Source organism: Bartonella tribocorum, assembly GCF_002778015.1.
Lineage (GTDB): Bacteria > Pseudomonadota > Alphaproteobacteria > Rhizobiales > Rhizobiaceae > Bartonella > Bartonella tribocorum_B.
Map to the genome: position 1 here is coordinate 166,176 of NZ_NJPP01000001.1, position 21,455 is coordinate 187,630.

The 21,455-nt window shown below is 35.5% G+C and carries 20 protein-coding genes; 10 read left to right on the top strand and 10 right to left on the bottom strand.

What is annotated here, in order from left to right; genetic code table 11:
* Window positions 1–4 precede the first annotated feature (4 nt).
* Genes coaE through CEV08_RS00615 form a run of 4 tightly spaced genes read right to left on the bottom strand, consistent with a single transcriptional unit; the run spans window position 5 to window position 2,887 of the window.
* Window positions 5–592, bottom strand: coding sequence for a dephospho-CoA kinase (coaE, locus tag CEV08_RS00600; protein WP_100129853.1), 588 nt, complete (start codon window positions 590–592; stop codon window positions 5–7).
* A complete protein-coding gene (locus tag CEV08_RS00605) occupies window positions 589–1,461 on the bottom strand; it encodes a shikimate dehydrogenase (protein ID WP_100129854.1) in 873 nt (290 codons plus the stop codon). The genes coaE and CEV08_RS00605 overlap by 4 nt, the downstream gene beginning before the upstream one ends.
* Window positions 1,454–2,050 carry a Maf family nucleotide pyrophosphatase gene (locus tag CEV08_RS00610; protein WP_100129855.1) on the bottom strand — a complete coding sequence of 199 codons (597 nt, stop codon included), beginning with the start codon at window positions 2,048–2,050 and terminating at the stop codon, window positions 1,454–1,456. The genes CEV08_RS00605 and CEV08_RS00610 overlap by 8 nt, the downstream gene beginning before the upstream one ends.
* Before the next feature lie 12 nt (window positions 2,051–2,062).
* Window positions 2,063–2,887 (bottom strand): pyruvate, water dikinase regulatory protein, encoded by an 825-nt coding sequence (locus tag CEV08_RS00615; RefSeq protein WP_100129856.1) that lies wholly within the window; start codon window positions 2,885–2,887, stop codon window positions 2,063–2,065.
* Between the two features lie 502 nt (window positions 2,888–3,389).
* Here CEV08_RS00615 and rho point away from each other — a divergent pair.
* The 6 genes from rho to CEV08_RS00645 all read left to right on the top strand — a co-directional run bounded on the left by rho (window position 3,390) and on the right by CEV08_RS00645 (window position 10,357).
* Window positions 3,390–4,655 carry a transcription termination factor Rho gene (gene rho, locus CEV08_RS00620; protein ID WP_100128109.1) on the top strand — a complete coding sequence of 422 codons (1,266 nt, stop codon included), beginning with the start codon at window positions 3,390–3,392 and terminating at the stop codon, window positions 4,653–4,655.
* A gap of 31 nt (window positions 4,656–4,686) precedes the next feature.
* Window positions 4,687–5,994 carry a tRNA uridine-5-carboxymethylaminomethyl(34) synthesis GTPase MnmE gene (gene mnmE, locus CEV08_RS00625; protein WP_100129857.1) on the top strand — a complete coding sequence of 436 codons (1,308 nt, stop codon included), beginning with the start codon at window positions 4,687–4,689 and terminating at the stop codon, window positions 5,992–5,994.
* Between the two features lie 106 nt (window positions 5,995–6,100).
* Window positions 6,101–7,969, top strand: a complete 1,869-nt coding sequence (mnmG, locus tag CEV08_RS00630; protein WP_100129858.1) for a tRNA uridine-5-carboxymethylaminomethyl(34) synthesis enzyme MnmG — start codon at window positions 6,101–6,103, stop codon at window positions 7,967–7,969.
* Window positions 7,969–8,616: a 16S rRNA (guanine(527)-N(7))-methyltransferase RsmG gene (rsmG, locus tag CEV08_RS00635; RefSeq protein WP_100129859.1), complete on the top strand. Its 648-nt coding sequence runs from the start codon at window positions 7,969–7,971 to the stop codon at window positions 8,614–8,616. The genes mnmG and rsmG overlap by 1 nt, the downstream gene beginning before the upstream one ends.
* A gap of 6 nt (window positions 8,617–8,622) precedes the next feature.
* Window positions 8,623–9,420 (top strand): ParA family protein, encoded by a 798-nt coding sequence (locus CEV08_RS00640; RefSeq protein WP_100129860.1) that lies wholly within the window; start codon window positions 8,623–8,625, stop codon window positions 9,418–9,420.
* A gap of 40 nt (window positions 9,421–9,460) precedes the next feature.
* Window positions 9,461–10,357, top strand: a complete 897-nt coding sequence (locus CEV08_RS00645) for a ParB/RepB/Spo0J family partition protein (protein WP_100129861.1) — start codon at window positions 9,461–9,463, stop codon at window positions 10,355–10,357.
* Window positions 10,358–10,381: 24 nt separating this feature from the next.
* Here CEV08_RS00645 and CEV08_RS00650 read toward each other — a convergent pair whose 3' ends face one another.
* The 6 genes from CEV08_RS00650 to dapF form a co-directional block, all read right to left on the bottom strand.
* The gene (locus tag CEV08_RS00650; RefSeq protein WP_245407008.1) at window positions 10,382–10,732 is read right to left on the bottom strand and encodes a hypothetical protein; all 351 of its coding nucleotides are present in this window, start codon (window positions 10,730–10,732) and stop codon (window positions 10,382–10,384) included.
* 1,230 nt (window positions 10,733–11,962) lie between these two features.
* Window positions 11,963–12,724, bottom strand: a complete 762-nt coding sequence (gene gloB / locus CEV08_RS00660; RefSeq protein WP_100129863.1) for a hydroxyacylglutathione hydrolase — start codon at window positions 12,722–12,724, stop codon at window positions 11,963–11,965.
* A 69-nt stretch (window positions 12,725–12,793) separates the two neighbouring features.
* On the bottom strand, window positions 12,794–13,480 hold the full coding sequence (locus CEV08_RS00665; protein ID WP_100129864.1) for a septation protein A: 687 nt from the start codon (window positions 13,478–13,480) through the stop codon (window positions 12,794–12,796).
* A complete protein-coding gene (gene ftsY, locus CEV08_RS00670; protein WP_100129865.1) occupies window positions 13,477–14,724 on the bottom strand; it encodes a signal recognition particle-docking protein FtsY in 1,248 nt (415 codons plus the stop codon). Before ftsY ends, CEV08_RS00665 begins: the two co-directional genes overlap by 4 nt.
* 14 nt (window positions 14,725–14,738) lie before the next feature.
* On the bottom strand, window positions 14,739–16,022 hold the full coding sequence (mtaB, locus tag CEV08_RS00675; protein WP_100129866.1) for a tRNA (N(6)-L-threonylcarbamoyladenosine(37)-C(2))-methylthiotransferase MtaB: 1,284 nt from the start codon (window positions 16,020–16,022) through the stop codon (window positions 14,739–14,741).
* The gene (dapF, locus tag CEV08_RS00680; protein ID WP_100129867.1) at window positions 16,022–16,873 is read right to left on the bottom strand and encodes a diaminopimelate epimerase; all 852 of its coding nucleotides are present in this window, start codon (window positions 16,871–16,873) and stop codon (window positions 16,022–16,024) included. Before dapF ends, mtaB begins: the two co-directional genes overlap by 1 nt.
* Window positions 16,874–17,100: 227 nt before the next feature.
* Here dapF and CEV08_RS00685 point away from each other — a divergent pair, with 227 nt between their 5' ends.
* The 4 genes from CEV08_RS00685 to sucC all read left to right on the top strand — a co-directional run bounded on the left by CEV08_RS00685 (window position 17,101) and on the right by sucC (window position 21,455).
* Window positions 17,101–17,634, top strand: coding sequence for an AprI/Inh family metalloprotease inhibitor (locus CEV08_RS00685; RefSeq protein ID WP_100129868.1), 534 nt, complete (start codon window positions 17,101–17,103; stop codon window positions 17,632–17,634).
* A 97-nt stretch (window positions 17,635–17,731) separates the two neighbouring features.
* A complete protein-coding gene (gene zapE / locus CEV08_RS00690; RefSeq protein ID WP_100129869.1) occupies window positions 17,732–18,931 on the top strand; it encodes a cell division protein ZapE in 1,200 nt (399 codons plus the stop codon).
* A 289-nt stretch (window positions 18,932–19,220) separates the two neighbouring features.
* A complete protein-coding gene (gene mdh / locus CEV08_RS00695; RefSeq protein ID WP_100129870.1) occupies window positions 19,221–20,183 on the top strand; it encodes a malate dehydrogenase in 963 nt (320 codons plus the stop codon).
* A gap of 75 nt (window positions 20,184–20,258) precedes the next feature.
* The gene (gene sucC, locus CEV08_RS00700; protein ID WP_100129871.1) at window positions 20,259–21,455 is read left to right on the top strand and encodes an ADP-forming succinate--CoA ligase subunit beta; all 1,197 of its coding nucleotides are present in this window, start codon (window positions 20,259–20,261) and stop codon (window positions 21,453–21,455) included.

Sequence of the window (21,455 nt, forward strand, 5' to 3'; positions counted from 1 at the left end):
AACTTCAATTCTTTAGCAAATTTTTTATTACGTCAAAAACCTGTTGACGTGTATTCTCTAAATCTTTCCCTGTATCAATAATAAAATCAGCACGTTCTCGTTTTTTTTCATCTGGCATTTGTTGAGCATTGATAAAGGCAAATTTTTTTTCATTCATACCTTGGCGAATCATTACACGTTCTTTTTGTATTTCTGGTGGAGCAGAAACAACAATAACGCTATCTACACGGCTTTCACCATTTTTTTCAAATAAAAGTGGAATATCAAGAATAACTAACTTTTCCCCCTGGTGGCGCGCTTTATGAATAAATTCTTTTTCCTTTGCTTGTACTAGAGGGTGAATTATTTTTTCTAATGTTTGTAATTTTTCCTTATCATCAATCAAAATTTTAGAAAGTTTAAAACGATTAACTTCACTATTTTCAACAACATCAGGAAAAATATGCTCTATGCGTGACAAAGCTGGTTCACTTTTATAAAGCTGTTGTACCACCTCATCAGCACTAAAAACAGAAATACCTGCTTGTCTGAAAAAATCAGCAACGGTTGATTTTCCCATAGCAATTGATCCCGTCAATCCTACGATCTTCATTTTTTTTCTTCACTCATATCCTCTAAAACAGCTGTCCGTAACGCTTTTGTTACCTGTGGTCTTATTCCAAACCACCGTTCAAAACCTATAACAGCTTGATGTAGAAGCATACCAAACCCATCAACAGTCTTTAGACCACAAGCTTTTGCCTGTTGTAAAAAAGGGGTTATTAATGGTGTATAAACAATGTCTGTTACTAATGCTATTTTTTTTGCCTTATGAAAATCACAAAAGAAAGAATCGCTTTTTTCTTCTTCTTTTTTTATGCCAATGGAAGTTGTATTAACAATCAAATCAGCTTGATGAAGTATTTCATGGATTTTACCCCAATCGTAGACTTTGATGTTTTTTCCAAAATGTTGTGCTAAATTATCAGCGCGTTGTTTTGTACGATTAACTAAATAAATCTGTTCAAATCCCCTCTTTTTTAAAGCATATAGGATAGCGCGTGCAGCGCCACCTGCCCCAAAAACAAGAGCTGTTTCCCCTCCCCAATCAGATGCAAAGTCATCAAGATTAGCACTAAAACCGTAGGCATCACTATTTGTGGCACAAAGTTTATCTCCTTCATACCAAAGTGTATTAGCAGCCCCAATCATTGTTGCTCTCTCATCTTTATAATCTGCTAAACGAAAGGCTTCTTGTTTATGAGGCAGAGTAACATTTCCTCCACAAAATCCCATTTTTTGTAAAGAAATAATAAAATGATTGAATTTTTCAGAGGTTACTTCCTGTGCAATATATTCCCCTTGTAAATCATATTGTTTAATCCAAAAATTATGAATTCTTGGCGATTTTGAATGATGAATAGGAAAACCAACAACAAAAGCACGAGGATAATTTGTTTTCTCTATTTTTAAGTTAACCATCAACAACTCCAAAATGACGCAATTTTACGAGTAGGGGCAGCAAAGGTAAACCAACAATGGTAAAAAAATCTCCATCAATCTTTTCAAAAAGATTGATCCCTTCCCCTTCAATTTGATATACTCCCACACTGTTTAAAACATCTTCTCCTACGCGCGCTAAATAACGTTCAATAAATTTTTCTGAGAGTAAACGTACAGACATATGTGCACTAAAAGCTTCAACCCAAATTTTTTGACCATTTTTAAATAAAGCTACCGAACTATGAAGAGAATGCGTTTTTCCTGATAATTCACATAAACGTTGATGTGCTTCTTTCATATTTGCTGCTTTATGAAAAACCTTACCTTCCAAATCAAGTACTTGATCACAACCAATAACGAAAGAATCAGGAAAACAATCTGAAACATTCTTTGCTTTTGCACTGGCAAGAAAACAGCTGAGTTCTTTAGGTGTTTTTTCTTTTGCTTTTTTTTCTACTTCTCTTTCATCAAAAGAAGCTCCTTCAATGAAAAAATTTAAACCTGCTTTTTTCAATAATTGTGCACGATAAGAACTAAGAGATGCTAATATTAATGTCTCTGGATTCATAAAAATTTTTTCTCATTTTCCTTCACGAAATCGTGATAAAAGTTCAAATATTGCAGCAGCAGTTTCTTCAATAGAGCGCCTTGTAACATCAATAATAGGCCAACCAAAACGTTCACAAATGCGTTTTGCATAAATTAATTCTTCAGCTATGTTGATACAATTCGTATAATTGTCAAAAGCAAAACCTTCTCCCAAATCGCGATTTTGGCGAATATGTGAGATTCTTTCAGCTGAAGCAATTAAACCAATAATCAAAGAATTTTTTGCCTCTAAAAGGGATTCTGGCAAATCAATATTAGGAATAAGGGGGACATTGGCTGTTTTGATTCCGCGATTTGCTAAATAGATACTTGTTGGTGTTTTGGATGTCCTTGAAATTCCTACAAGAATTACATCCGCTTCAGATAAGCTATTGTAAGACTGTCCGTCGTCATGCTCTATTGTAAAATCCAATGCCTCAATACGACGAAAATAATCTGCATTAAGATCATGTTGTGCGCTCGCACGTAAATGGGTTGGTATTCCAAGGTAAGATTGAAAAGTATTTAAAACAGGTTGTAATATATCAATACAAGAAACTTTTATTTTTTCGCATCTTTTTTGAAGAAAAAGTTTAAGTTCTTCATCAATCATTGTGTAAAGAACAATACCTGGCTCTTGTTGTATCTCATCAAAAGCTTTTTGTAACTGTATTTCATTACGAATCATCGGATAGATATGTTCTGTTGCCTGATACATTGTATACTGTGATGCTACAGCTCTTCCAACAGAAATTAACGTTTCCCCCGTTGCATCAGAAAGCATGTGTAAATGAAAGGATTTTTTTTCTTTTGTCACAAAAATTTTAACTCCTTGTTAAGATATGTGTATATATCTTTAACATTTTTTATGAAACTAAAATTTAGGAAAATTTTTTCATTATTATGCACAAATCAATTCCTTGTGATAACGTAAGGCATTTTATAAAAAGAAAGAGAGGATAATGCCTCTAAGATGGTGTTATTTTTATTCTTTTTATCCCATCTTTTGTGGATAAAATTGAGGATAAATGAAGGATAAAAAATAATTCACACTAAACACAGTTAAAAATAAAAAGAATTCCTTCTTTAAATATAAATTTATTAATAAAAAGTTTTGGAAAAAATAATTTTTAATACTATTTAAATTTTATATTATTTACATAATTACTTAATATTATATGAATAAATTTCATATAATTCGTACTTGCAGATTGAAAAAATTGAGTGTAGAGTATTATTTTTTCTAAGAATATTTCATTCCATCAAACCTCCATGAATTGTTTAGAGTAATTCTCTCCTTAATTAGAAGAGCGTATTTCATGCAAAAAATGAAACTACAAGAACTTAAAAGCAAAAATCCTGTTGAACTTGTTTCTTTTGCTGAAACATTAGAAGTTGAAAATGCCTCCCTTATGCGCAAACAAGAATTAATGTTTGCAATTTTGAAAAAACTTGCTCTACAAGATGTAGAAATTATAGGAGAAGGCGTTGTTGAAGTTTTACAAGATGGGTTTGGATTTTTGCGATCTGCTGATGCTAACTATCTTCCTGGACCTGATGATATCTATCTTTCACCTTCACAAATTCAATCTTTTTCTTTAAAAACAGGTGATACTATTGAAGGTCCTATACGGAGTCCAAAAGATGGAGAGCGTTATTTTGCTCTTCTTAAAATTAATACGATTAATTTTGAAAAACCTGAAAAGATTCGCTACAAAATTCACTTTGATAATCTTACACCTCTTTATTCAAATGAACGTTTTCAGATGGAAATACAAGATCCTACAGAAAAGGATATGTCGTCGCGTGTGATTGATTTAATATCTCCATTGGGAAAAGGACAAAGAGGGTTAATTGTTGCACCACCTCGGACAGGAAAAACAGTTTTACTTCAAAATATTGCTCATTCTATTACCACTAACCATCCTGAATGTTATCTTATCGTTCTTTTGATTGATGAACGACCAGAAGAAGTTACTGATATGCAGCGTTCAGTAAAAGGAGAAGTCGTTTCTTCTACTTTCGATGAACCAGCAATACGTCACGTACAAGTGGCAGAAATGGTTATTGAAAAAGCCAAACGTCTCGTTGAATATGGACGCGATGTTGTTATTCTTCTCGATTCTATTACACGTCTTGGGCGTGCATATAATACCGTTGTTCCTTCTTCAGGGAAAGTTTTGACAGGGGGGGTTGATGCAAATGCTTTGCAGCGTCCAAAGCGTTTTTTTGGGGCTGCACGTAATATTGAGGAAGGTGGCTCTTTAACTATTATTGCAACGGCTTTGATTGATACAGGTAGCCGTATGGATGAGGTTATTTTTGAAGAATTTAAAGGAACAGGTAATTCTGAAATTGTTCTTGACCGAAAAGTTGCTGATAAGCGTATCTTTCCTGCTATGGATATTTTAAAGTCAGGAACGCGTAAGGAAGAGCTTTTGGTTGCACGACAAGACTTACATAAAATTTTTGTTCTTCGTCGTATTTTAGCACCTATGAATGTAACAGATGCAATTGAGTTTTTGATTGATAAATTAAAGCAAACAAAAAACAATAGTGAATTTTTTGATTCAATGAATACGTAGAGTCATTAAAGTTTTTATTAGGATAGAACCTGTGGATACAATCTTTGCTGTTTCGAGTGGATTGTTACCTTCAGGGGTTGCAGTCATTCGGCTTTCAGGTCCTCATGTTGTGCATATCGTTAAAACATTTTGTGGTTGTTTGCCTAAAGCACGCTTTATGCATTATGGAAATCTTATCGCTCGTGATGGCAGTTTTTTAGATTCTGCTTTGACTGTTTTTTTTCCTGCTCCTCATAGTTTTACGGGAGAGGATTGTGCAGAATTTCATTTACATGGTGGAAAAGCGGTTGTTAATCGTTTTCTTGATGAATTGTCGACATTTTCCGGATGCCGTATTGCAGAGGCAGGTGAATTTTCGCGTCGTGCATTTATGGAAGGAAAATTAGATCTTGTTCAAGCAGAAGGTCTTGCTGATTTAATAGAAGCAGAAACAGAAAGTCAACGGCGTCTGGCTGTTATGGAAGCAAGTGGACATTTAACAATAATTTATCGTGATTGGCGCCAAAAGCTTATGAAGGCACGTGCTTTTATTGAAGCAGAACTTGATTTTTCTGATGAAGCAGATATTCCCAACGCAATATCTGATAAAATTTGGAAAGATGTGGAAGATCTTTGTATTTCTCTTCGAGAACATATTCGTGAAGGAGAGCGTGCAAGTATTTTACGGGATGGATTAAAAATTGTTATTGCGGGGGCTCCAAATTCTGGGAAATCAAGTATTATGAATCGTCTTGTAGGAAGATCTGTTTCTATTGTAACGGAAGAAGCAGGAACGACTCGTGATGCTTTAGAAATGAGACTTATTCTTGGTGGTTTACCTATTTTTTTAACGGATACTGCTGGTTTTAGAAAAACAGAAAATAAAATAGAACAATTAGGAATAGAAGTTGCTAAACAGCATGTTAAAGAAGCTGATTTGGTTATTTTAGTTTATGATATAGGAAATCCTAAACAAGTTGATTTACCAGAAACGTCGGCTGAAATATGGCGTGTTGGTAATAAACTTGATCTTTGTGAAAAAAATGATCAATGTTGGTTTATACAATTTTCTGCATTAACAGGTTTAAATTTTGATTATTTTATCAAACAACTTGAAGATTTTTGTCATCGTCGTGCTTCTGAAGTTGGAAATCTTGTTCCGGCGCGTAAAAGGCAACTTCAATTATTAAAAGAAGCTGTTAAAGAGATTGAATTTTCTCTTGATTATTATTCTCTTGATCTTAGTTTACGTGCAGAACATCTCCGCCGTGCAAGTGATTTTCTTGGAAGAATTACGGGAGATATTGATGTTGAGGATTTGCTTGATATTATTTTTTCAGAATTTTGTGTTGGTAAATAATGATTCACGTGAAACATTGATTATTTCATAGACAGATTATAAGGATTATGTAATTTATATTCTGTTTCACGTGAAACTTTGGAATATTCTTTATGGAATAAATTAAATGCAATCATATGATGTTGTTATTGTTGGTGGTGGTCATGCGGGCTGTGAGGCAGCTTCAGCTTCAGCGCGTGTAGGAGCAAAAACAGCGCTTGTGACACATAAAATAGCAGCACTTGGAACGATGTCATGTAATCCTGCTATTGGTGGTCTTGGAAAAGGTCATCTGGTTCGTGAAATAGATGCGTTAGATGGTCTTATGGGAAGAGCAGCAGATGCTGCTGGAATTCAGTTTAGACTCCTTAATCGACGTAAGGGACCAGCAGTAAGAGGTCCACGAACACAAGCGGATAGACAACTCTATAAAGAAGCTATTCAAAAACTCTTAAAAGAACAAGAAAATCTTACGCTCATTGAAGATGAAGTTATCGATTTGGTTGTTAAAGATCATTATGTATCAGGTGTTGTTTTAAAAAAACAAGAAACAATTTTTTCTGGTGCTGTTGTTTTAACAACAGGGACATTTTTAAATGGTTTTATTCATATTGGTGATAAAACATGGGCTGCTGGCCGTATGGGAGATCCCGCAAGTGTGCAACTTGCTGGACGTTTAAAAAATTATCATGTCAAACTTGGACGACTAAAAACTGGAACCCCTGCTCGTTTGAGTAAAAAAACAATAGATTGGGATCGTCTTTCAAAACAACAAGCAGATGAAGATCTTATTCCTTTTTCTCTTTTAACAGATAAAATTGAACAGCCACAAATTGAATGTGCAATAACACGTACAAATGCGCAAACACATCAAATTATTCGTGATAATATTCATCGTTCTGCTTTATATTCTGGAAATATTGAAGGATTAGGACCTCGTTATTGTCCTTCAGTTGAAGATAAAATTGTAAAATTTGGAGAACGTGACGGACATCAGATTTTTCTAGAACCTGAGGGATTAAATGATGATACGGTTTATCCAAATGGTCTTTCTACGTCTCTTCCTGAAGATATACAAATTTCCCTATTAAAAACCATTGAAGGATTGGAAAATGCGACAGTTTTACAACCTGGTTATGCAATTGAGTATGATTTTGTTAATCCACAACAATTGACAAGAAATTTAGAATTACGCTCTTTACCAGGATTGTTTTTGGCGGGACAAATTAATGGTACAACAGGATATGAAGAAGCAGCAGCACAGGGACTTTTAGCTGGACTGAATGCGGCACGTAAAGTAGGTAGATTAGATGAAATATTTATAAGTCGTTCTACGGCTTATATTGGTGTTATGGTTGATGATTTGGTTTCACGTGGGGTTTGTGAACCTTATAGAATGTTTACCTCACGTGCTGAATTTCGTTTGTCTTTACGATCTGATAATGCTGATACGCGTTTAACACCTTTGGCACAAGAATGGGGTATTGTCAGTAAAATACGTTGGGACTGTTATCAGAAAAAACAACAACGTCTTGATCAAGCACGATCAATATGCCAGAATCTTTTTTTAACACCTAATGAAGCTTTTGCTCATGGATTACACGTTAACCATGATGGAATTCGACGTTCGGCCTATGATTTTCTTGCTTATCCTCATATGACTTTAGAGCGTCTGTCACATTTTTGGCCGCAATTACGAACAATTGATTCTAAAACGGTAGAATCTTTAGAAATTGAAGCACAATATGCGGTTTATTTAGATAAACAAGCACAAGATATTGCTTCTCTTCAGAGAGATGAACGTTTAGAGATTCCTTCATCTCTTGATGTTCAATCAATTTCAGGTCTTTCAAATGAGCTTAAATCAAAAATTCAAGAAGTATCGCCTCGTTCAATTGCTGATGCGCAAAAAATTGATGGCATGACACCCGCTGCATTATCGCTTATTATTACATATATTCAACGTCAACGACGTGAAAAGGCGAAAACAGCTTAATGAATTTTTCTACAGAAAAAAAATATCAACAACTATTAAATATTGTTCCTTCTGTTTCACGTGAAACGATGGAAAATTTAATGCAGTTTGAGTCTTTAATACTTCAATGGAATGCGCATATTAATTTGATATCTGCTGCAACAATACCAGATCTATGGACACGGCATATTTTAGATTCAGCACAAATTTTTCCTTTGTATAGCCATTCTTTACAGTGGTGTGATTTAGGATCAGGGGGAGGTTTTCCCGCAATTGTGATTGCTATTTTTCTGAAAGAAAAAAAAACAGGGCATATTAACCTTGTTGAAAGTAATGGAAAAAAAGTCGCTTTTTTGCGAACAGTTATTGCTCAACTTAACCTTCCAGCAACAGTCTATCACGCTAGAATTGAAGATGTCTATCAAAAAATTTCCATATCCGATGTTATAACGGCACGGGGATTAGCGCCGCTCAATGAACTTTTACAGCTTATTTTTCCTTTATTAACAGAAAAAACAATCGCTCTTTTGCAAAAAGGTCGGGATTACGCTACAGAAATAAAAAATGCCTCTGCCAATTGGCACTTTGATCTGTTAAAACATAAAAGTAAAGTTGATGAAAATTCTGTTATTTTAGAAATTTCTCATATTCGATCATATAGAGGGTAAAGCAAAATGAGCGAAACACGAATTATCGCTATTGCAAACCAAAAGGGTGGAGTCGGAAAAACAACCACAGCAATTAATCTTGCAACAGCTTTAGCAGCCATTGGTGAGAATGTCCTTATTATGGATGTTGATCCACAAGGTAATGCAAGTACAGGCTTGGGAATTGATCGTAATAGTCGTCCTTTGTCGTCTTATGATGTTCTGGTTTCAGGCATTTCAATTACACAAGCGGCTTTAAAAACAGCAGTACCCAATCTTCATATCGTTCCTTCTACACTCGATCTTTTAGGTGTGGAAATGGAAATTTCTTCATCAAAAGATCGTATACAACGTTTACGTAAAGCTCTCTATGATGATCCGGAAATGGAAAAAAAATTCAATTATATTTTAATTGATTGTCCACCATCACTTAATCTTCTTACACTTAATGCTATGGGGGCTGCAGATTCTGTTTTGGTGCCTATGCAATGTGAATTTTTAGCACTTGAAGGTTTAAGCCAATTGCTTGAAACAGTAAAACAAGTGCGCTCTGTTCTTAATCCAACTTTAGAAATTCAAGGTATTGTTCTAACAATGTATGATGGACGGAATAATCTTTCAAATCAAGTTGTTGAAGATGTACGCTCTTTTATGGGAGATAAAGTGTATCGTACTGTTATTCCACGAAATGTAAGAGTATCAGAAGCACCCTCTTTTGGTAAACCTGTATTGCTTTATGATCTCAAATGTGCTGGAAGCCAAGCTTATTTGCGTCTAGCATCAGAAGTGATTCAACGTGAAAAACAAGCACGCGCTGCTGCTTAGAAATATGAAAAAATAATCTAAAAATTTAAAGAGAAAAATTATGAATGATGATCTCTCAAAAAAAAGACTAGGACGTGGATTAGCAGCATTAATTGGAGATATCAATTTAAACAACAATATTGCACGTTCATCAAGCTTTGATAAATTAAATGAATCCGGTAACATTTCTGAACGTTTCGTATCCATTGAAGCTATTTCATGTAATCCTCACAATCCGCGGCGTCATTTTACTGAAACAGAGCTTGATAATTTGGCACAATCAATTCGTCAGCATGGTGTGGTTCAACCGGTTATTGTAAGGCCTTTAAGAGATCATCCTCATCGGTTTGAATTGATTGCGGGTGAACGGCGTTGGCGTGCAGCACAACGTGCAAATTTAAATCAATTACCCGTTATTATTCGTGATGTGGACGATAAAACCGCTTTGGAATTGGCTATTATTGAAAATATTCAGCGGGCTGATCTTAATCCTATCGAAGAAGCAAAAGGATATGAGATGCTCTTGAATGAACATGATTATACACAAGTGGATTTAGCACAAGTTATTGGAAAAAGTCGTAGTCATGTTGCAAATACGCTTCGTTTATTAAAACTTCCAGAAAAAGTACAACAATTTTTAACGGATGGACAACTTTCGGCAGGTCATGCACGGTGTCTTATAACTGTTGATAATCCACAAGATTTAGCTGAAAAAATTATCCGTGAAGGACTTTCTGTTCGTCAAACAGAAATACTTGCATATGAACAGGCAAATCCTAAAACTAAAAAACGTACGACTATGAAGAAAGATGCAGAAACAAAATCTTTAGAAAAATTACTTGCAGATGTGATCGGGATGAAAGTCATTATTCGTCATGGTAAAAAAGGTGGAGATTTAAAAATACGCTATTCTTCATTAGAACAATTAGATGAAATTTGCCGGCGTTTACAAAGTTAACTAATTGTTATAAAAATAAATTTCTTAACAATGACCTTTTAAAATTTTGATCATTCTATACATATGATTTTTAGCAAATTCTATATTTCTTGAGGATATAGCGTTTTTTACATAAGGAGAATTCTCTTCATTTGTCAGCACAATCAATGTTGCTTGAAGTGTTAGATGAGCAACAACAAAATCTTTTGGTGTGAGATTATTCTCTCTTAAAATATTTACAAGTTCTCGCTTACTAGAAATATAAGTGATATATTCTTCAATATGATCATCATCAGTGATAGGATTGTTCTTTGTGTTTTCTTTTTGTGTTTCTGGAGGCAAATTTTTACATTCTTTTTCAATTTTCTCCAGCTTTACAAGAAAATCCTCTGTCAAGAGATAATTTGCAATAAGAGCTGATGTAAAAGAATGCTTATCTGTCTCTTGTTTTTGTTCTTGAGCATATGATACAAAAGAGGAAAGGAAGAGGAAGCACAATGCAAGTTTAAACATGACTAAAAATTTTCTTTTCTTTTGTGAATTTTAATAAAAAATTTCTGTTTGTTGCTCTTTGTTTTTATAAAAATCATTTGTAGGCATAATAAGAATATAAGTTAATTATTCGGAATGGTGAAAATATGATAATTTTTTAATAGAGACATATCTCTAACGAAGAATAGAACATCATTGGATCACTAATTCACATACTTGTTTTAAAAGACATCTTTCAATACTCTGAAATCCATTTCGAGATGATGTTCGTGAAATGGTACAACTAAAGCTCCATGAATATATAAAATTACAGAGCAGAACTTCTCTATCTTTATGGCTTATGAAAAAGCAAGCCGCATCATCACACATTCCACCAGTTTTCAATGTGCGACGAAGTTCTTGATATTTAAGATGATTCATAAAAGGTATTTTTATTGTAGAGTTTCACTCCACGCGGCTTTCCCTGCTTGTAACATGCAAGAAGATGATTTTGATTGATTCAACAGAAGAGAGATTTGTTATCAGAGAATCTTACGATATTCGTACTCACTATTCAACATTAAAACAGTAAATTATCATTTAAAATCAACATATTGACTAATTATAGTAATGGGATAACAACTCTCAATGTATCATAATTGATTAGTTTCTCAAAATAAGCTCTTTACAGCTCCCTGAAAGATTCGTTATTTTGTAAAAGTATTTTTTAATAAATTCAAAATTGTTTAGAGATATAATGTCCCTTATCAGGTGAAAATTTCTTTTCGGGTGCAAATACAAAAATCATTGATATCCCTTTAAATGTTAGAGCTCCAGCAGCGAAATCTTTAGGTGTGAGATCATTTTCTTTTAAAATATTCATGAATTTTAATTTACTAGAAATATGGACAGTGTAATTTTCAATGTTAGAGAGAATATAAGAATGATAAGTGATAGGATCATTTTTTGTTTCTGGAAGAAAATTTTTGCATTCTTTTTAAGTTTTAATTTTTCTAAACTTTAAAAGAAAAATTTATGTTAAGAAATAATTGCCGATAGCAGGTGATATAAAAAAGAATCATCAGTGTTTTATTTTTTGAGCATATGATGCAAAAAGAAAAAAGCACAATGCAAATCTTAAAAATCTGAACATGACTAAAAATTATCTTTTCTTTTTCGGATTTCAGCAAAAACTTCTTCATCTGTAGAATCTTTCATTGAAAGATTTTTTCTGATTGTTTGGTCATCCCAACGAAGAAAGGGGTTTGTTTCTTTTTCTTGCTCTAAAGTAACAGGGAGAGTTGCGGTGTTTTTTGCACGTAATAAAAAAACTTCTTCTGCTCTTCGTTGAAGTTTTTGATTATGTGGGTCAAGTGTCAATGCAAAAAGAGCATTATTTTTTGTGTACTCGTGTCCACAATAGAGAAGTGTTTCATTGGGGAGTTCACGAAGTTTTTTTAAAGAATTCAGCATTTGTGTGGTTGTTCCTTCAAAAAGACGTCCACAACCAAGTGAAAAAAGCGTATCTCCAGCAAAGAGTAATTTTTTTTCAGGAAAATAGTAGGATAGAGCTCCCAGCGTATGGCCAGGTGTTGAAAGAGCTAAAAGCGTGTGAGAACCAAAGAAAAGTTTTTCATCAGGTTTAAGTGTTTGATAAATATGATGAATTTTTTCTTTTTCTGCTTCTGGTCCGATAACCATAGCGTTGTACACTTGTTTTAATTCTGCTACTGCTTCTACATGATCGTGATGATGGTGAGTCACAAAAACAGTGTTAAGTGTCCAATTACGATGTTTTAAAGCATTATGAATTGCTTTACTTTCAGGAGCATCTATTGCGGCTGTCATGCCGCTTTTTTCGTCATGAATGAGTACACCAAAATTATCTTCTCGACAGATAAATTGTTCAATCAGCATGTCTTTTTTCCATGAACAGTATGCAACGATGAAACTGAAAAGTAATTTATGATTATAGGTACATTTTGTTTAAGAATCAGATTTGTCCTCTTCTGTAAAAAGCCCTTGTGAGTGCTTTATAATGATGGGCATTTGGGTAAGCATGAAAAGGACTGTTATAGGCATCACGCCAAAAACTTTGAAATTCGTCCAAAAATTATCGCTAAAATTGCGCCAAATAATTTCATTCAAAAGGGCAAGAAAAACGAAAAAAAATGCCCAACGATAGGTGAGTTTTTGCCAGCCTAAATCATCAAGTTTTAAGGTAGAATCAAGGGCGTAACGTAAAAGTGGCTTTTTAAAAAACATCCCACCAAACAATATAAAAGCAAAAAAGCTGTTAATGATAGTTGGTTTCATCTTTATGAAAGTTTCATTATGAAGCCAGAGCGTTAGAAAGCCAAAAATGAGAACAAATATTCCCGAAATGAGAGGCATAATGGGAATTTGTTTTGCAAGGATCCACGATAAGCTTAGAGAAATAATAATTGCTACCATAAAAATAGCTGTTGCAGGGAAAATAGGTTTACTAAAATTTTGAAAAAATCCAATGTTTTTTATCAACCATTCTCCTTTATAATTAGCAAAAAAGAAAGCAACCAATGGTCCCATTTCTAAGAGGAACTTAAATGTTGGTGAGAGAGGTGTTTTCTTATTATCATTCATATTTTTCTCAGAATTATTGTATGAATTAGGGTTAGATAAAGGCTGTTTCATGTATGTTTTCCTACTATAGTTTCGGCAAAGTCAGAAGCAGAAAATGGTTGAAGGTCTTCAATATTCTCTCCTACACCGATAAAATAAATGGGTAATTTATATTTTGCTGCGATAGCAACAAGAATTCCTCCTTGTGCAGTTCCATCTAGCTTTGTCATGACTAAACCATTAACACCAGCAATATCACGGAAAATATCCACTTGGCTGAGTGCATTTTGTCCGGTCGTTGCATCAAGCGTTTGAAGGATTGTATGGGGAGCTTGGGGGGCGTGTTTTTTTAAAACACGAATAATTTTTGCCAACTCATCCATCAATTCAGATTTATTTTGTAAACGCCCTGCTGTATCAATAATTAATACATCACTGTTTTCTTTTTTTGCTTTCTCAAAAGCATCAAAGGCTAAGCTTGCGGAATCGGCACCCAATTTTGTTGAAATGACAGGAGAATCGGTACGTTTACCCCAAATATGTAATTGTTCAATCGCTGCGGCTCGGAAAGTGTCACCAGCAGCAAGCATAACTTTTAGTCCCCCTTCAGTTAATTTGGCGGCAAGTTTTCCAATCGTTGTAGTTTTTCCAGTGCCATTTACACCGACTAGTAAAATAACATGAGGCTTATGATTGAGATCAAGTTCTAACGGTATTGCTACAGGTTCCAGAATTTTTTTTATCTCATCAGCAACGATCGTATGAATATCATCTGGGGAGAGATCTTTTTCATAACGACTGGAAGCTAAAGTATTCGTGATGTGTGTTGCTGTTTCTACACCGAGGTCAGCTTGAATAAGAATATCTTCGAATTCTTGTAATGTCTCTTCATCAAGTTTTCTTTTAACAAAGAGGTCGCCAATTGAACCGCTTAGACGTTGTGAAGAAAGGGCTAGACCTTTTTTAAGACGTCCAAACCATGCTGTTTTTTTTTGTTCAACGGACGGTTCAGATAAAACTTCTTCATTCTTTTTTTCATGGATGGTATTTGTGACAATAATTTTTCCAGAAAGGGGAATTTTGTCAGAAAGAGAGGCTTTATCAGAATGCGACTCTAAAGATTGCGACTTTTCATCACATTCTACAGATCTTAACTTTTGATTTTCTTCTTGTTCTGCATTTGTAGAGATGTGACAGTTTTTTATCCTTTCATTTTTTTCTATTATATCGCTTTTATCAGGAATAGAAATTTGTTCCATTTCCTTCTCTTTAGATTTGTTAAAAGAGAATATTTTTTTTATAAAAGATTTCGTCATAAGAGTTTTCCTGCTCAAGCAGCGTTTAATTTTGGAAGGACAGCAATTAATTTATCGTCATCATGGCCAATAATAAGGGCTTGAACAATTGTTCCTGCTTTTGCACCTTTAATTTGTACAAGAGTATAATCTTCTGTTCGTCCAATTTCATCTTTTTCAACGAGAATTGTTTGTTGACTGTTTTGTAAATAAGTAAGATGTTTTAGGTAAGCTTCTTCACCTGCTTTACGCAATCTCTCAGCACGCATCTTAACTATTTTACGGTTGACTTGTGGCATTCGTGCGGCAGGTGTTCCTTCTCTTGGACTAAAGGGAAAAACATGAAGGTGGGTTAAATGACAATCTTTGATCAAAGAAAGACTGTTTTGAAACATCTCTTCTGTTTCCGTAGGAAAACCCGCAATTAAATCGGCACCGTAAACCATTGTAGGACGTTTGGCCCGCAATTCTTGGCAAAATTGAATGGCATGTTCACGCAAATGTCGCCGTTTCATCCGTTTTAAAATCATATTATCACCTGCTTGCAAGGATAAATGTAGATGAGGCATAATTCTTTTTTCATAGGCTAAAAGATTTATGAGTTCTTCGTCTGTTTCAATAGAGTCAATAGATGAAAGACGTAATCGAGGCAAATCAGGAACATGATGCAAAATGGCTGAGGTTAATTTTCCTAGAGTCGCTTTTCCAGGAAGATCGTGACCATAACTTGTAAGGTCAACACCTGTAAGAACCACTTCTTGAATCCCCTCGTCTGTCAATTTTCTAATTTGCTCTATAACAGCCCCCATGGGAACTGAACGAGATGGCCCACGTCCATAAGGAATAATGCAAAATGTACAACGATGATCGCATCCGTTTTGCACTTGTACAAAAGCGCGGGTGCGTTCTTGCATTGCATTGACCATATGGGGAGCAATTTTTTTAACTTCCATGATATCATTGATGCGCACCTTTTCAGAATGGTTAACACCAAAATCAGGAAGTTGACGATAAGAATGGGAATGAAGTTTGTCTTCGTTTCCTAAAACGAGATCCACTTCTGTCATTGAGGCAAAATTTTGCGTTTCTGTTTGGGCAGCGCATCCTGTTACAATAATGCGGGCATGAGGATTTTCACGTCGCGCTTTGCGGATAGCTTGTTTTGCTTGTCGGACGGCTTCGGCAGTGACAGCGCAGGTGTTAAAGATAATCGCACCATCTTTGAGCTGGTCTAGCCCTGAAGAAGTGCTTTCTTTGCGAATGATTTCCGATTCGTAGCTATTGAGTCGACAACCGAAAGTTACAATTTCTACTGCCATCAAGAGTGATCCTTTTCGTAGCAGCCTGTTAAAGGGTTTAAAAAACCACTAAATTGATATTTTATTGGTCCCGTCATAATAATGTGATCGTCTTCTCTGTAAAAAATATTAAGTGTTCCCCCTGGTAAGTTTACATCGATATAGCGCTGTGTCAGACCACGTCGATAAGCGGCCACTGCACTCGCACAAGCAGCGCTCCCACATGCTTGTGTTAATCCTGCTCCTCGTTCCCATGTGCGTAAATTTAGACTTTTCTTTGACGTTATGCAAGCAATGGAAATATTGCATCGTTCTGGAAAAAGCGGATCATGTTCAAGTTTGGATCCATATTTTTCTAATGGAAAATGTTGAATATCATTTTCAATAAAAAAGACAGCATGGAGATTGCCAATAGATATAAGGCAAGCATCTTTTAGAGGACCAGCCGTAATTTCTACGTGATTGGTATCAACTATTTCACGTGAAACAGGCATCTCTTTTGCATTGAAGTTTGGGCATCCCATATCAACAGAGATGAGGTTGCTAGTCTGCTGTTTTCCTTCAATAATTCCAGCAGGTGTTTCTAAACGAAAATTTTCACCCAAATTGTGGTCTGTGAGCCATGCAATGACACAGCGGGTACCATTGCCACAAGCTTTAGCCTTTGAACCATCAGCATTCCATATTTCGATGCGGAAGTCCGCTTCTTTCTTCGTTGGTGTGTGGATGGCCATGATTTGATCAAAATGCATTTCTGGATCTGTCGATAAAGCGAGGATTGCTTGTGGTGTAAGAGCCTGTGTGCTTTCGCGCATATCAGCAACAATAATTTGATTTCCAAGACCGTCCATTTTGCTAAATGGCATTTTCATGAAATTTCTCTATTCTAAAGATTACTTATAAAGGAGTATAATATATGACTAAAAATCTTATAAATTTCTAGTGTTTAATAAAATAAAACTAGGCACATAAATTATTTTGTTTAAAATAAGTGATTTTAATCCTGTTTTTTTAATTTGTTAATCTATCTTTGTAACTATAATGAATGTTCGCTTAATTTTTTTGTGGGCTTTTTATTTCCGTGGGAGAGAGTACAGATATGTCGTTTTCAAAAAATTCGTTTTTCGTTGCAATGTCAACTGTAATACTTTTAGGAGGATGTTCAACAACGCGGTTTGACAATAATGATAATAGTAACGCATTAGAAGTTTTTTATCCATATCAACAAATGACAACATTGGAAGTGACAGATTCATCATCTACTTCTGAATCTGCAGACGCTTCGATGTATGAGAAAGGAAATTCTCAAAGTGATGGACGAATGGCTAGTCTCGAATTGCCAAGCAATGCTACTGATTTGTTTCCTGCAAGTATTGCTGGGGTATGGAATCTTTCTATTGGGGGTAAAGCTTGTCGGATTGCAACGCCACAAACAAAGTTTGGACAAGGGTACCGCGCTGGTCCTTTACACTGTCCTGGAATTGCTTCCCAAGTGAGATCATGGGCTGTTAAAGGAAAAAGATTATATTTTTATAATAATTCTGGACGTGTTATCGTCGCCCTTTATTCTTCAAATGTTGATCGTTTTGAGGGACGTACACTTGATGATCATCCCGTCGTTTTAAGCCGTTAGATCATTTTTGACCGCTTATGAAAAATAAGCTACATGGGCAGATTCGTGAAAAGAATTTGTATTTTTCATTGAAAACCGTTGGAAAAAGGTTGTTTGGATGGTTTTTGTTTCAACGCGCTATAAGGAGCTGGTCTCTGAAGGGAAAGTCCGTTTTGATCCAGCTCAATTGGTTGTAACAGAGCACTTTGATCATTTATTAAAAAAAAATTTGGAACAGAATGTTTCTCGTTCTTTTTTTTGGATATTTTGGTCTTTTTTAAAAAGAATATTTAAAAAGAAAAGACAAAATATTGCTCGTTTTGCAAAACAGGGGGATGAAAACGGTTCTTTTCAGGGATTATATATTTATGGTGAAGTAGGACGGGGCAAAACCATGCTGATGGATTTGTTCTTTTCTTGTTTGCCGAAGAGTCATAAAAAGCGCGCCCATTTTAATGATTTTATGGCTGATGTGCATGAGCGTATTAATTTTTATCGTAAAGCATCTGGGCGTGCAAAATCTAAACAAGATAATCCTATTTTAGCTGTTGCTGAAGATCTTGCACGAGAAGCAAAGGTGCTTTGTTTCGATGAATTTAGTGTAACAGATATTGCTGATGCTATGGTGTTGGGGCGGCTTATTTCTGCTTTGTTTGAGAAGGGAATTTTCTTTATTGCGACTTCAAATGTGGCGCCGGATAATCTTTATTATAATGGTTTAAATCGTGAACTCTTTTTACCTTTTATTCAAACTTTGAAAGGATATGTTCGCGTTGTTAATCTTGACGCAAAAACAGATTATCGTCTTGAAAAATCAAATTTACAGTCCGTGTATGTAAACCCTTTAGGGAAAAAAGCAGATGAATGCATGGATCAAGCGTGGGAACTTGTGTTGCAAGGACATAAGGAAATGTCTGATGCGCTTTCTATAAGAGGCCGCTTTATTCCTATTCCGCGTTTTGCTGCGGGGTGTGCACGCTTTGATTATCAAGACTTGTGTGCAAAACCTTTGGCTGCGGCTGAGTATTTGGTATTAGGGGAGCGTTATCATACGATTTTTATCGATAATGTACCGATCATGGATGATACATGTCGCAATGAAACAAAACGGTTTATTTTGCTTATTGATATTCTTTATGAGCGCCATATCCGGTTATTTATGTCGGCAGCAGCAGGGGTGGAGGATTTATATAAGGGGCATGCTCAGACTGCGGAAACATTTGAATTTAAAAGAACACAGTCACGTCTTTTTGAAATGCAAAGCCATGATTATTTGAAACTCTGGAAAGAAAATTTTCTTTTGAAGAAGAAGCGTTGATTATACTTTTACCTTTACGTAAACTGTAAAAATAATAACTCTTTGAAATTAAAGAAATGTAATAATTCTGTTGTATTTTTTTTAAATTCACTTTATCGATACATCATGGTAGTTTTCTAATAGTTGTTTCTGTGGAGGATTGTTGTTTCTGGAAGAAGAGAAATTTGTAAATTTCATTTCTTTACTCCTTTTTGTGATATTGTTTAAATGGGGTTGAAGTCAAAAATATTCAGTATATGGGCGCTGATGAATTTGCGCTGAATTATCTATAAAGTTAGGAAAAAATAAAATGGCACGAAAAAAGATAGCTCTCATTGGTTCAGGTATGATTGGGGGTACTTTAGCGCATATTATTGGGCTTAAAGAGCTTGCTGATATGATCTTATTTGATATTGCAGAAGGTATGCCACAGGGTAAAGCTCTTGATATTGCTGAATCCTCACCTGTGGATGGTTTTGATGTTAATTTAAAAGGTGCAAATGCTTATGAAACAATTGAAGGGGCTGATGTTGTTATTGTAACAGCAGGAGTGCCACGCAAACCTGGTATGAGCCGTGACGATCTTTTGGGTATTAATTTAAAAGTCATGGAACAAGTTGGTGCTGGGATTAAACAGTATGCACCTTCAGCTTTTGTTATTTGTATTACAAATCCTCTTGATGCAATGGTGTGGGCGTTACAGAAATTTTCAGGTCTTCCTGTGCATAAAGTGGTTGGTATGGCTGGTATTCTTGATTCAGCACGTTTTCGTTATTTTTTATCTGAAGAATTTAAAGTTTCTGTTAAGGATGTTACAGCGTTTGTTTTAGGTGGGCATGGTGATTCAATGGTGCCCTTGGTGCGTTATTCAACAGTTGGTGGTATTTCTTTGCCAGATCTTGTTAAAATGGGTTGGACAACACAGGAAAGAATTGATCAAATTATTCAACGTACCCGTGATGGTGGTGCAGAAGTTGTTAGTTTGTTAAAAACAGGTTCTGCTTATTATGCACCAGCTGCTTCTGCTGTTTCTATGGCTGAAGCCTATTTAAAGGACACTAAACGTGTTGTGCCAGTTGCAGCCTATCTTTCAGGAGAATATGGCGTTAATGATACCTATGTTGGTGTTCCGGTTGTACTTGGTGCAGGTGGTGTTGAAAGGGTCATTGAAATTGGTCTTGATAAAGAGGAAAGAGATGCTTTTGATCATTCCGTCAATGCGGTCAAAAAGCTTTGTGAAGCTTGTATTGCTCTTGTGCCTAGTCTCAAGTAATAAAATAAGATTTCGTTCATTAAAATAAAGTATTTTAGAATTAATAATAATTCCATAAAAGAAAAGGACAAATGCATGAATATCCATGAGTATCAGGCCAAACGTCTGCTTCATGAATATGGAGCACCCATTGCAAATGGTGTTGCTGTTTATTCTGTAGAGCAAGCTGAACAATGGGCAAAAAAATTGCCTGGGCCTCTCTATGTGGTTAAAAGTCAGATATACGCTGGTGGTCGTGGTAAGGGTAAGTTTAAAGAACTTGATCCTGAGGCAAAAGGTGGTGTTCGGCTTGCACAATCTGTTGAAGAAGTTGTTGCAAATGTTCAAGAAATGCTTGGAAAAACTTTGGTAACCAAACAAACGGGTCCAGAGGGTAAACAGGTTAATCGTCTTTATATTGAAGATGGAGCCGATATTGAGCGCGAACTTTATCTTTCACTTTTGGTTGATCGTAGCGTTGGTCGGATTGCTTTTGTTGTTTCAACAGAAGGGGGAATGGATATTGAAACGGTTGCTGAAGAGACACCAGAGAAAATTTTCACACTACCCATTGATTCTGTAGAGGGTGTTACCTCTGCTGACTGTGCAAGACTTTGTGATGCATTAGAATTGCACGATAGTGCGCGGGAAGATGGTGAAAAGCTTTTTCCAATTCTCTATAAGGCATTTTGTGAAAAAGATATGAGCCTTTTAGAAATCAATCCGCTTATTGTGATGAAAGATGGTCACTTGCGCGTCCTTGATGCGAAGGTTTCTTTTGATAATAATGCTTTGTTTCGTCATCCAGATATTTTAGAATTGCGTGATCTTTTAGAAGAAGATCCAAAAGAAATCGAAGCTTCAAAGCATGATCTTGCTTATGTTGCTCTTGATGGTACAATTGGTTGTATGGTCAATGGTGCGGGTCTTGCTATGGCGACCATGGATATTATCAAGCTTTATGGAGCTGAGCCGGCGAATTTTTTGGATGTTGGTGGTGGAGCATCAAAAGAAAAGGTAACAGCTGCTTTTAAGATTATTACGGCTGATCCAAATGTTAAAGGCATTTTGGTTAACATTTTTGGTGGTATTATGCGTTGTGATGTCATTGCTGAAGGTGTGGTTGCTGCTGTTCGTGAAGTTGGTTTAAAGGTTCCCTTGGTTGTGCGTCTTGAAGGTACGAATGTTGAGCAGGGTAAAGCAATTATCAATGACAGTGGTTTGAATGTTATTCCCGCTGATGATTTAGATGATGCTGCTCAAAAGATTGTTGCAGCCGTGAAGGGAGCGTAG

What these genes read in the sequence shown, in the direction of transcription:
- coaE (WP_100129853.1), bottom strand. Translation starts at nt 592, where the DNA reads ATGAAGATCGTAGGATTGACGGGATCAATTGCTATGGGAAAATCAACC.
- CEV08_RS00605 (WP_100129854.1), bottom strand. Translation starts at nt 1,461, where the DNA reads ATGGTTAACTTAAAAATAGAGAAAACAAATTATCCTCGTGCTTTTGTT.
- CEV08_RS00610 (WP_100129855.1), bottom strand. Translation starts at nt 2,050, where the DNA reads ATGAATCCAGAGACATTAATATTAGCATCTCTTAGTTCTTATCGTGCA.
- rho (WP_100128109.1), top strand. Translation starts at nt 3,390, where the DNA reads ATGCAAAAAATGAAACTACAAGAACTTAAAAGCAAAAATCCTGTTGAA.
- mnmG (WP_100129858.1), top strand. Translation starts at nt 6,101, where the DNA reads ATGCAATCATATGATGTTGTTATTGTTGGTGGTGGTCATGCGGGCTGT.
- rsmG (WP_100129859.1), top strand. Translation starts at nt 7,969, where the DNA reads ATGAATTTTTCTACAGAAAAAAAATATCAACAACTATTAAATATTGTT.
- CEV08_RS00640 (WP_100129860.1), top strand. Translation starts at nt 8,623, where the DNA reads ATGAGCGAAACACGAATTATCGCTATTGCAAACCAAAAGGGTGGAGTC.
- CEV08_RS00645 (WP_100129861.1), top strand. Translation starts at nt 9,461, where the DNA reads ATGAATGATGATCTCTCAAAAAAAAGACTAGGACGTGGATTAGCAGCA.
- gloB (WP_100129863.1), bottom strand. Translation starts at nt 12,724, where the DNA reads ATGCTGATTGAACAATTTATCTGTCGAGAAGATAATTTTGGTGTACTC.
- CEV08_RS00665 (WP_100129864.1), bottom strand. Translation starts at nt 13,480, where the DNA reads ATGAAACAGCCTTTATCTAACCCTAATTCATACAATAATTCTGAGAAA.
- ftsY (WP_100129865.1), bottom strand. Translation starts at nt 14,724, where the DNA reads ATGACGAAATCTTTTATAAAAAAAATATTCTCTTTTAACAAATCTAAA.
- mtaB (WP_100129866.1), bottom strand. Translation starts at nt 16,022, where the DNA reads ATGGCAGTAGAAATTGTAACTTTCGGTTGTCGACTCAATAGCTACGAA.
- dapF (WP_100129867.1), bottom strand. Translation starts at nt 16,873, where the DNA reads ATGAAAATGCCATTTAGCAAAATGGACGGTCTTGGAAATCAAATTATT.
- CEV08_RS00685 (WP_100129868.1), top strand. Translation starts at nt 17,101, where the DNA reads ATGTCGTTTTCAAAAAATTCGTTTTTCGTTGCAATGTCAACTGTAATA.
- zapE (WP_100129869.1), top strand. Translation starts at nt 17,732, where the DNA reads ATGGTTTTTGTTTCAACGCGCTATAAGGAGCTGGTCTCTGAAGGGAAA.
- mdh (WP_100129870.1), top strand. Translation starts at nt 19,221, where the DNA reads ATGGCACGAAAAAAGATAGCTCTCATTGGTTCAGGTATGATTGGGGGT.
- sucC (WP_100129871.1), top strand. Translation starts at nt 20,259, where the DNA reads ATGAATATCCATGAGTATCAGGCCAAACGTCTGCTTCATGAATATGGA.